Annotated in this window: 9 protein-coding genes and 3 riboswitches; of the genes, 5 read left to right on the top strand and 4 right to left on the bottom strand. The window is 66.1% G+C overall.

The window, feature by feature from the left end; genetic code table 11:
- Positions 1-142: 142 nt before the first annotated feature.
- Genes VKZ50_08590 through VKZ50_08600 form a run of 3 tightly spaced genes read right to left on the bottom strand, consistent with a single transcriptional unit; the run spans position 143 to position 2206 of the window.
- Entirely contained in the window at positions 143-568 is a 426-nt protein-coding gene (locus VKZ50_08590; protein HLJ59775.1) for a Fur family transcriptional regulator, read from the bottom strand.
- A 28-nt stretch (positions 569-596) separates the two neighbouring features.
- Positions 597-1400, bottom strand: a complete 804-nt coding sequence (locus VKZ50_08595; protein HLJ59776.1) for a metal ABC transporter permease — start codon at positions 1398-1400, stop codon at positions 597-599.
- A complete protein-coding gene (locus VKZ50_08600) occupies positions 1397-2206 on the bottom strand; it encodes an ABC transporter ATP-binding protein (GenBank protein ID HLJ59777.1) in 810 nt (269 codons plus the stop codon). The genes VKZ50_08595 and VKZ50_08600 overlap by 4 nt, the downstream gene beginning before the upstream one ends.
- A gap of 233 nt (positions 2207-2439) precedes the next feature.
- On the opposite strand from VKZ50_08600, the gene VKZ50_08605 reads away from it, so the two are divergent.
- Positions 2440-3237 (top strand): hypothetical protein, encoded by a 798-nt coding sequence (locus VKZ50_08605; GenBank protein HLJ59778.1) that lies wholly within the window; start codon positions 2440-2442, stop codon positions 3235-3237.
- Positions 3238-3303: 66 nt separating this feature from the next.
- Here the strand turns inward: VKZ50_08605 and VKZ50_08610 are convergent, their stop codons facing one another.
- A complete protein-coding gene (locus VKZ50_08610; protein ID HLJ59779.1) occupies positions 3304-3663 on the bottom strand; it encodes a hypothetical protein in 360 nt (119 codons plus the stop codon).
- Positions 3664-3991: 328 nt separating this feature from the next.
- Positions 3992-4071: riboswitch (cyclic di-GMP riboswitch) on the top strand.
- 12 nt (positions 4072-4083) lie between these two features.
- Between VKZ50_08610 and VKZ50_08615 the strand changes: the two genes are divergently transcribed.
- The 4 genes from VKZ50_08615 (at position 4084) to VKZ50_08630 (ending at position 8958) form a co-directional block, all read left to right on the top strand.
- Positions 4084-4623 (top strand): CAP domain-containing protein, encoded by a 540-nt coding sequence (locus VKZ50_08615; GenBank protein ID HLJ59780.1) that lies wholly within the window; start codon positions 4084-4086, stop codon positions 4621-4623.
- Between the two features lie 325 nt (positions 4624-4948).
- Positions 4949-5028, top strand: a riboswitch (cyclic di-GMP riboswitch).
- Between the two features lie 208 nt (positions 5029-5236).
- Positions 5237-5316, top strand: a riboswitch (cyclic di-GMP riboswitch).
- A gap of 116 nt (positions 5317-5432) precedes the next feature.
- Positions 5433-6317 (top strand): hypothetical protein, encoded by an 885-nt coding sequence (locus VKZ50_08620; protein HLJ59781.1) that lies wholly within the window; start codon positions 5433-5435, stop codon positions 6315-6317.
- Positions 6318-6586: 269 nt separating this feature from the next.
- Entirely contained in the window at positions 6587-6814 is a 228-nt protein-coding gene (locus tag VKZ50_08625; GenBank protein HLJ59782.1) for a hypothetical protein, read from the top strand.
- Between the two features lie 17 nt (positions 6815-6831).
- A complete protein-coding gene (locus tag VKZ50_08630; GenBank protein HLJ59783.1) occupies positions 6832-8958 on the top strand; it encodes a diguanylate cyclase in 2127 nt (708 codons plus the stop codon).
- The last annotated feature ends 285 nt before the right edge of the window (positions 8959-9243 follow it).

Consider the following 9243-nt stretch of genomic DNA (forward strand, 5'->3'; position numbering starts at 1 on the left):
AACCGGGAGCGCCCGCATCAAGGGTATCGCCTGCAAGGCCGCACGCCGGCGACGCTGTTCGCCGGCAGAAAGGCCAGCTAACCCATGCCGCCGGGCTCGGTTGGAGTGCAAAAGTGTCAACACCTCGTCCACACTGGACACCCTAGGACGTCGCCTGCTGGCAGCCGCGGCACACCCCCAGCAGGTCGAGGCGGTGCCCCTTCACCAAGAACCCGGTGTCCTGAAGGCGCGATCCCGTGAGCGATTCAAGCACGCACGCTTCCAGCGGTTCGACGCGCCCGCACCGCTCGCAGATGATGTGGTCGTGATGGTGGTCGGCGAGGCAGAAGTGGGTCGCGCCGTGGAGGTCGATCTGTTCGACGATGCCCGCGGTCCGCAGCCGCTCCAGGATGCGGTAGACGGTCACCAGTCCGAGCCCCCGCGTCCGCTTGCGGGCCCGCTCCCAGATCGCCTGGCACGTCGTCAGGTGGGAGCCGCTGGCCAAGGCGTCCAGGATCGCGATGCGCTGCGGGGTGACACGCAACTTCGCACGGCGCAGCACGTCGACGTACCGATCGACCGCGGTCATCTCCCGTGTTCCTCCAGTGGCGCGGGCGCTACGCGCGAACCCGGGCGCCAAATGTCCGTCCCAGTAGGTAGGCGACCAAGCTCAACGACGCGACGAAGAAGCTGACGGGCCACGAGGTGTACACCGCGCCCACGATACCGCCCAGCGTGACGCCCACCGCGATAAGAATACTATATGCGACGACGCGGCCGGGGTGGGCGGTCAGCCGGCGCGCCGTGCCCGCCGGCGTGATCAGCAGCGTCAGGATCAACAGCACCCCGACCACCTGTACCGCTTCGGCGACCGCGAGCGCCATAATGAGGAGAAACACCACCGACAGCAGCCGGACCGGAACGCCGCGCGCTTCGGCAACGTCCGGATCCACGCTCGCGAAGCGCAGCGGCCGGTACACGGCGATCATCGCCGCCAACACGACCGCGCCGACCGCCGCCGACCAGACGACGTCCTCGGCGCTCACGGCGAGGATCGCGCCAAACAGGATGCTGAACGCCTCGGTCGCATAGCGCGTGTACAGCACGAGAAACAGCACGCCAAGCCCCATGCCGAAGGCGAGCACGGTGCCGATCGCGATGTCGCGCTCCCGCAGGCGCACGCCGAGAAGGCCGATCGCGAGCGCGGCGAGGAAGCAGGCGCCTACGAGTCCAACCTCGGGTGCGAATCCGAAGAGCACGGCGCCGGCCGCGCCGGTGAATCCCATCTCCGCAAGCCCGTGAACCGCAAATCCCATGTTCCGCGTGGTAATGAACGGGCCCACCACGCCGGCGACGACCGCCGTGATCGTCCCCGCCAGTAGCGCCTGATGGACGAACGCGTATCCCCACAGCGACGTCACGCGCCGTCCTCCATGTGTGCCGCCACAGGGTCGTGGCCGCCAAGATCGGCGCCGAGGACCGCGATGCGTCCGGCGTGCTGTACGACGTCGACCGGGGTCCCGTAGAGGCGGGTCAGCGTCTCTGAGGTCATCATGCGGTCCACGGTCCCGATGCCCCAGCGCGCACCCGCGAGGAGCAGGATGCGATCCGCGACCGACATGACAGGGTTGACGTCGTGGGTCACAAAGATCACGGTGGCGTCGTGGTCCCGACGCCACCGGGCGATCAGCTGGACGATGACGTGCTGAGAGTGCAGGTCCAGGCTCAAGAGCGGTTCGTCGCACAGGAGCAGGGAGGGGTTGCCGACAAGCGCCTGGGCGATTCGGAGGCGTTGTTGTTCTCCCCCAGACAGCCACCCGATCGGCCTGTCCGCGTAAGACTGGGCGCCGACCAGGGCAACGATCCGATCCACCCGCGCCCGGTTCGCCCGCTCGTTCAACGAGATACCCCAACGGTGTCCGTCGAGGCCCATCAACACAAGGTCGCGTCCTCGCAGCGGCAATTCCGGGTCGAATGCGCGCTGTTGCGGTACGTACCCGATCACCGGGTTGCCCCGGCGGGGCGCGCGGCCGTTGACGAGCACGCTCCCGGCCGTCGGCGGTTGCAGCCCCAACAGGACGCGCAGGAGCGAGGTCTTGCCCGTGCCGTTCGGCCCGATGATGACCAAGAACTCCCCGCGGGGGACTGCGACAGAGAGATCACTCCAGATCGATCGCCCCGACAGCCGCAGCGATGCATGCTCCAGTTGCACGACCCAGTCGGTCACCGGCCCCCACCCACTACATGAAAACTATTTGCACATGACAACCTGATCCACGTTATCATGCGCGGCGAACGTACGTCAAGCGGCCGTGCCGCCGGACGGGCGGGAGGCGCATGGACACGGCGGCGTGACAGCGTCGTGATGCCGTTTCTTCCTAATAGTACTGTACAGGTGGACGACCGCGCCGGCCGAACAACTCGGCGGCACGGACCGTGTCGAGGGAGGCGCACCGTCCGGTGGACCGCAGGACCCGACGACGATTCCTCGCATCGTGCGCGACGCTCGCGGCGTCTGGGGTCGCGGGGTGGTGTGACGCGCCTGGAGCCGTGGCCCAAGTTCCTCTGGTCAACATCCGTACCGGTATGTTCGGAGAGCTGGTGGAGGCGTGGTACGCCGGCCCGCAGGGGATTGTTCGCGCCCGCGTGTCGAGCGACACAGCCGGTGTCGCCTCGCGCGCTACGGTCGAGGTCTTACACGGAGATGCGTTCGTGTTGACGGTCGGTGCGAGCACCCCGATGCGGGCAGCGCCTCAAACGCTGGGGGCTGCGATGCTCGTCGTCCGGGGCGGTGCAACGACCTACCGGCTGCGGTGGGATGCCAGCTCCATCGGCGTCACTGCCCAAGAGTTTCCCTCGCGTGGCGCCGCGCTCGTGGAGGTGCTGACCGGGGGACGGGCGTGGCGCGGCGAATTTGACCTCGAGACCTGGAGCATGCGTGAACCGTGGGAAGGCCCCGGCCTCGATTCCGCGTTCTCGCCAGCTGTAACGGACGCCGCGGTCGCGTTTGCAGCGGTGTTCGAGTCCATCATCGTCCGCTCCGAAGCGTTGTCGGGAGGCGCGTTTGCTCCGGTGCAGGGGCAGTTTCCCGTTGTGCAGGCCGGCACCGCTCAAGCGTCCTGCGACGCCGCGTGCTGGGGAGCGGCGGGAGGCGCGGCGGCGGTCGCCTGCCAAACGGCTCCGGACATCGCGTGCATCCTCGCCACCAGCGTGTGCGGCATCGCCGCGTCTGCGTGCCACGCCGTGTGCCGCGCGTAGTCTCGTCGTGCGTCCGTCTGTGGACCCGCGCGGGGATCCGGCGTGGACCCGGTTCTGAGTCCGGTATCAGGGCTTGTAGACGAGCAGCAGGCTGCCATACGGTGCGTCTGTCGTCCGACTGGCCACCTCCTGACCAGCACGCAGGATCCGCACGGTCAGGTTGCCGGCTTCCTCTTTCTTCGTCAGGCTGACGACAACTGCGATTGCATCCACGCTGTACTGGGCGGGAACCTGCCCCGTGATCGATCGCGTCGTCGCGGTCGTGCCGAGGGATCCTTCAAACGCAGTCCCGGGTGTCCCGGTGATTTCGACGAGCAGCGCGGCCGCAGCTGGTGGCGTCTCCTGATGCTCGGGGACGAACCCAGCGAGCGAACATCCCGAGAGCACCAAACTCATGGCGAGCAACCCGAACAGCCGTGCCGCCACGCGAGACCTCCTTCCGGGTCGAGGGCAGGTCTATCCCCCGGTCCGGACACTGCGCTCGCGGGGTTGTTTGACGCGGCGTGTCCCCGACCCTGCGGCCGGCGATGCCCGACCGAAGTCGCAGCGGGATGGAACGTACAAACTGGTGTTCCCGCCGAGGCCGGATCGCACTTAAGGATCGATACGGCGGTCGAACGATTGACATACGAATAGGCCCCCACTATCCTACAAGGGAACGTCAAAGGAACAGTGAAGAACGGCTCAAACGGCTGAGGATAGGCACGCTCGGCTCGACCGGGATAACGGCATACGGGGACCGGACGTCCGGACTTCCCGACAAAGGCAAACCTCGGGCAACCGAGGGGCGCAAAACCACGGGACCTGCATCCTCAGGTCAGCCGGGTTACCGAAGGAGGTTCGCGAGTGCGAAGGCGACTCGATGGTACCGCGCGGCGCGTGCTCATCCTCTTCATCCCGCTCGTCGTCAGCCTGCTCATCATTCCTCTCACCCAGGCGAAGGGGTCAACAGCGAGTGATTCTAGCGTTGTCGTTCAGTTGAACGCCTCGGCGCCGGCCGCGAGGGTCGACGCTCCGGCCGAATCGCAACTGCTTCAGTTGATCAACGATGCGCGCACGGCGCACGGGTTGTCCCGTTTGTATATGGACCCGTCCCTCCGTTTCGTGGCGCGGGAGCACTCGACGGACATGGCCACTCACGGCTACGTCGGCCACGGTACACTGTCCGGTAGTTCATTTCTGGATCGTCTGTCGCCGGTTGTGCGCCAGGGGGCGGTGGGCGAGAACGTGACGCTGGCTCAGACCGTCGAGGAAGCGCACACGATCTTTCTAGCCAGCACTGGGCATCTGCGCAACATCATGAACCCGGCGTTTCATCGCATTGGCATCGGGGTCGCGAACGCGGGTGATGTGGGCGTGGCGGTCACGGAGGACTTCGCAGAATAGGACGCATCGCCTCGCATCCGCCCCGTCGGCGTTCGCGCGCCTGCGGTGGCCCAGGGAACACGTCGTTCTTATCGCTGGCTGAGCCGATTCGCCGGCCGTGCGGCCGTGGCACATGGTCGGTGCTTACTATCGACTGAAGGAGATCTTGCATCTCATCTTCTCCACAATCTCCCTCTGACTTCCATCCCGATCTATCGAATGAGTCAATCCCGCGATCAATCTGACATGCAATTGGTGACGCGAACGACCGAATTGACGATAAATTCCGTCGATGGTACGCTCGATCATGACAAAGGGATGGTGTGACGGCCCACAAAGATCCTCCAGTCGATAAAGGCAAATCCGCGGTAACGCGGAGACGCAAAGCCGCCGGGCCTAGTTCGCTAGGTCAGCGGGGCTGCCGAAGCTGGACGAGCCCAACCGTCCGGCTTCTTCTCTTTGGCCCAGGTTGGGGGTCTCGGTGGCTCAGATCTCGCACGCGCAGGTGCAAGGCTGCACTCACTACGCGTGAAAGGGGGCGTGGTGGTTGCCACGAGGAGAGGGCGAACAAGGCGTGATGGTTTAGACGGCGCTGTTGGTTCCAGTGAATCACGAGGCGTACGGAAGAGTGCCCGGCCGATAAAGGCAAATCCGCGGTAACGCGGAGACGCAAAGCCGCCGGACCCGGCTCGTTGGGTCAGCGGGGCTACCGAAGCTGGACAAGCCACAGAGTCCAGCTTCTTGTTTTTGACTCGACGCTGCGTCAACGCAGTGAGTGTCTGGACACCGTGCGCGGTAGGCAGGACTACACACGAATTTGGGGGTGGACGATGAAGCAGAAGCCTCGACATTGGGTCGTTCTGGTCGGGCTGATCGGCGCCGCCGTCACGGTGTGGGGAATCCCACTCGCGGGGCAGGCGCAGAGCGCGCAACCGGTAACGCGGACCGAGGGAACGCTGTCTTCGGCCGATTGCAGTGCACTGACCGTAACGCTGAAGACGCCGACGGGGGTGAGAGCGTTCAGGACAACGAGCATCACCGGCGTGGTCGTCGGTGAAGAGTACGGACAGTCTGTGTGCGCCCTTGCCCAGTTTGTCGGCGCCCAGGCGATCGTACTGTCCAGTCCGGTTGACGGTGATCAGGTCGCCGGCCAGGTTGACGTTCTGGCCTTCCCGGCGATTGGTACGATTGGTCCGTTGGGTGCAGATTCCGGAAATGGGAACGGCGGCGGCAGCAGCGGCGGGAGCCACAGCAACAGCGGTAGCAACACGAACAACAACAGCGGCACCTCCGGTGGCAACAATCCCGGTGGTGGCAATCCCGGCGGCGGCAATACCGGTGGCAGCACCGGCGGCAATACCGGTGGCAACACCGGCGGCAACACCGGTGGCGATAATGGTGGTGGCAGTAAAGGCGGCGGAGACGACGGCGGCCACGACGGCGGGCATGATGGTGGCAAGGACGGCGGCAAGGACCGCGGTGGAGACCACGACGGCGGGCATGATGGTGGCAAGGATGGCGGTAAGGACAGCGGTAAGGACCGCGGTGGAGACCACGACGGCGGGCATGATGGTGGTAAGGACGGCGGTAAGGATGGCGGCAAGGATGGTGGCAAGGATGGCGGTAAGGACGGCGGTAAGGACGGTGGCAAGGACGGCGGTAAGGATGGCGGCAAGGATGGCGGTCACGATCAAGGTAGCAACGGCCGCTGGTAGAGTCTGAGCCGAGACTCGCGCGGTGCAGCGGGCGATCGTGCACTAGGCGGTCGTAGGTGCCAGACGAGCTCCTCGATCAGTGAGGCGGCGGTGGAATCTCACCGCCGTCTTGCTTTTCGCCGGAAGCTGCACCGCTAACTCGATCCGCTCTGACACAGAGCACGCTCGCGCCTCGGTCGTCTAGGCCCTGCCAGCGATGGGCATCTTCTCTATGATGAGGGTTCTGTTGAGAGTTCTGGCTAGGGGATTCGTGGTGCCGAGGTCTGCACATGCCCAAGTCCGAGCTCCTGGTCCAAGTGGTCTATAGCGGCAAGGGGTTGCGTGGGCTGCGCGACGCGGGCAGAGACAAGTCGCCGAATACAGCGGTGACACAAGCTGTCGCGCGCACGCGCGCGGACCAGCCCCACGTCGCGATGCCCACGCGCGACGCAATCCGCTGCTCAGCGATCAGCGACATCATCGAAAGCCCCATTGCTCATCCGCCGGGGCGTTTATGAACGATGAGGAGTCGGAAGTGAAGCGGCGCGCACCCTCCGACGTCTTCGGCGCATCGAAGGGTCGGCCGACGGGACGAGATCGGTTGCGCGTCTCGCTGCGTGCACGGTTCACGCTGGTCTACGTCGTCTGCATCGTCATCGCCTGTGCCGTGTCGGCGTTCCTCTATCGCGCCGTCGATCTGACCGCGACCGCGACGTCGGCCGTGGCGTCAGTGAACCAGGTTATTGTTGCTGCCAACAGCCTGATCAAGGCTGTCCTCGACGCCGAGACCAATGAGCGCGGGTTTCTGCTGACCGGCAACGACACGTTTATCGCGCCGTACACCGATGGCGTGAGCGCGTTCGATCGCGCGGCGGCCGATCTTCGGAAGCTCCCGCTCGTGCCCCAACAGGTCGAGCTTCTCGATCAGATTCAGTCGCTGTTCGTGCGGTGGCGGGCCGAGGTTGCGACGTCCGATATCGCGGCTCGTCGCGCGGCGCCTGAGGGCTTGGACGCAGCGTCTCAGGCCACTTACGCGACGGTGCTCTCGCTTCGCGCGATCGCCCGGCAATACGCGGGCGCGCCGCGGGCGGACCTGCTCACCCAGTGGGGGATTCAGGCGGCCGCGCTCAGGCGGGGGCTCAACGGTATGGTTGCGCTTGAGCCGTCGTCGGCGGGGCTGACCGCGTTGCAACGTGCGTTCACACTGGCCGACGCCGCCGAAAACCTCGGAGATCGGCCGTCCGCCGGCCACATGATGGACATCGCAGCATCCCTCGATATGACGATCGGTGAACGCATGAGGGCGGCTCGGGCCGCGGAGGCCGCCGTGCGATCGCCGGGGTCGTCCGACGCGGGCAAGGTGCTGATCGATCAGATTCGCCAGGCCGCGACGGCGTTTACCGCGGTGTCCAGCGCGCAACTGCAGACGCACCTCGCGGCCAACCACCGCGCCGCGCGTCAGGCGAAGCTCGTGGCAACCGGCGCCCCGCTGGCCCTCGCGTTCCTCCTCATTCTCGCCCTGGTCGTGTGGTCCGGCGTTGCAGCTTCGATTCGGGACGTCGCGGAGGCGTCCACGGCGCTGGCCGGCGGCGATTTCACGCGTCGCGTGCAGGCCCACGGTGGGGACGAACTCGGGATGATGGCGCAGGCGTACAATAGCATGGCCGAACGCATGCGCGCCCAGGTCCACGAAACCCTAGCGCTGATCCGCATGAGCGATCTGCTCCAAGCCAGCGTGTCGATCGAGGAAGCGTACCAGATCATGGGGCGCACGATCCCGGAGTTGTTCCCGCGGATGAGCGGCGCCGTATACCTCACAAGCCCGTCTGGCGACGTCGTCGAGTCCGTCGCCTCGTGGGGGACGATGTCTGCGGCGGCCCCGGTATTCAACCCGAACGACTGCTGGGCGCTACGGCGCGGACAAGTCTTCTACTTCTCCAACGCTCACGACGTCCCGTGCCGGCACCTGCCCGAGCCACCGCCGGGAGCGTCCGTGTGCGTCCCACTCGTCGCGCAAGGGGACGCCATGGGTGTGTTGTTCCTCGTCGAGGACAGCGTGCCGTCCACTCTGTCCGAGGAGGCCGTGCGGCTGGCGCGCGTCATCGGCGATCAGATCGCTCTCGCGATCGCGAACCTCCGTCTCCGGGAGACGCTCAGAGACCAATCGATTCGCGACGCGCTCACGGGGCTGTACAACCGTCGGTATCTCGAGGAGACGCTGGACCGAGAGATCCGGCGGGCCGAGCGGACCGGCCAGCCGCTGAGCGTGGTCATGTTCGATATCGACCTATTGAAACATTTCAACGACACATTTGGCCACGACGCTGGTGATCTGCTGCTTCGCGAGATCGGGAGCATGCTGCGGTCCTGGTCGCGCCAGGAAGACATCGCGTGCCGCTACGGCGGCGACGAGTTCGTGATCACGTTGCCCGGCGCCACGCTGTCGGACGCGCGACGGCGGGCCGAGGAGATCGTCGACGCGTCGCGCCATCTCGACGTGCGCTATCGAGGGAATCCGGTCGGGTCGATGACGCTGTCGCTCGGGGTCGCCACGTATCCGACGCACGGTGCGACGATGGAGAGCTTGATTCGTGCCGCCGACGCGGCGCTGTACCGCGCGAAGCAGCGCGGCCGCGCACGGATCGAGGTGGCCGCGGGGTGATCCGCGCCCCCGACGCCGGACGCGCGAGCCGCGATCGCACCCGCCGCGCCGGGAGCGGACGATGCTGCGCCAGGGCGTCGCGTACGGACGGCGGGTGTACGAACGGAGATGTGCCGCGAGCGTGTGTGTTGTGCGGCGCACGCGCGTGTCGTAGTTCAGCAATCCTGTCATGCTAACGGTTCAGCGAAAATGTCACCCCCTGGGCGCTGAGCTCTTTGCGGCGAGCGATCTGAGCGTATTGCCTCCAGGGATGATCGGGCCCGGGACGTGGATCACGCGGCGGTG

It is taken from the genome of bacterium, from assembly GCA_035295165.1.
Classification (GTDB): domain Bacteria; phylum Sysuimicrobiota; class Sysuimicrobiia; order Sysuimicrobiales; family Segetimicrobiaceae; genus JAJPIA01.

Coding starts and splice junctions, on each gene's coding strand:
- VKZ50_08590 (HLJ59775.1), bottom strand. CDS start 568: ATGACCGCGGTCGATCGGTACGTCGACGTGCTGCGCCGTGCGAAGTTG.
- VKZ50_08625 (HLJ59782.1), top strand. CDS start 6,587: ATGCCCAAGTCCGAGCTCCTGGTCCAAGTGGTCTATAGCGGCAAGGGG.
- VKZ50_08620 (HLJ59781.1), top strand. CDS start 5,433: ATGAAGCAGAAGCCTCGACATTGGGTCGTTCTGGTCGGGCTGATCGGC.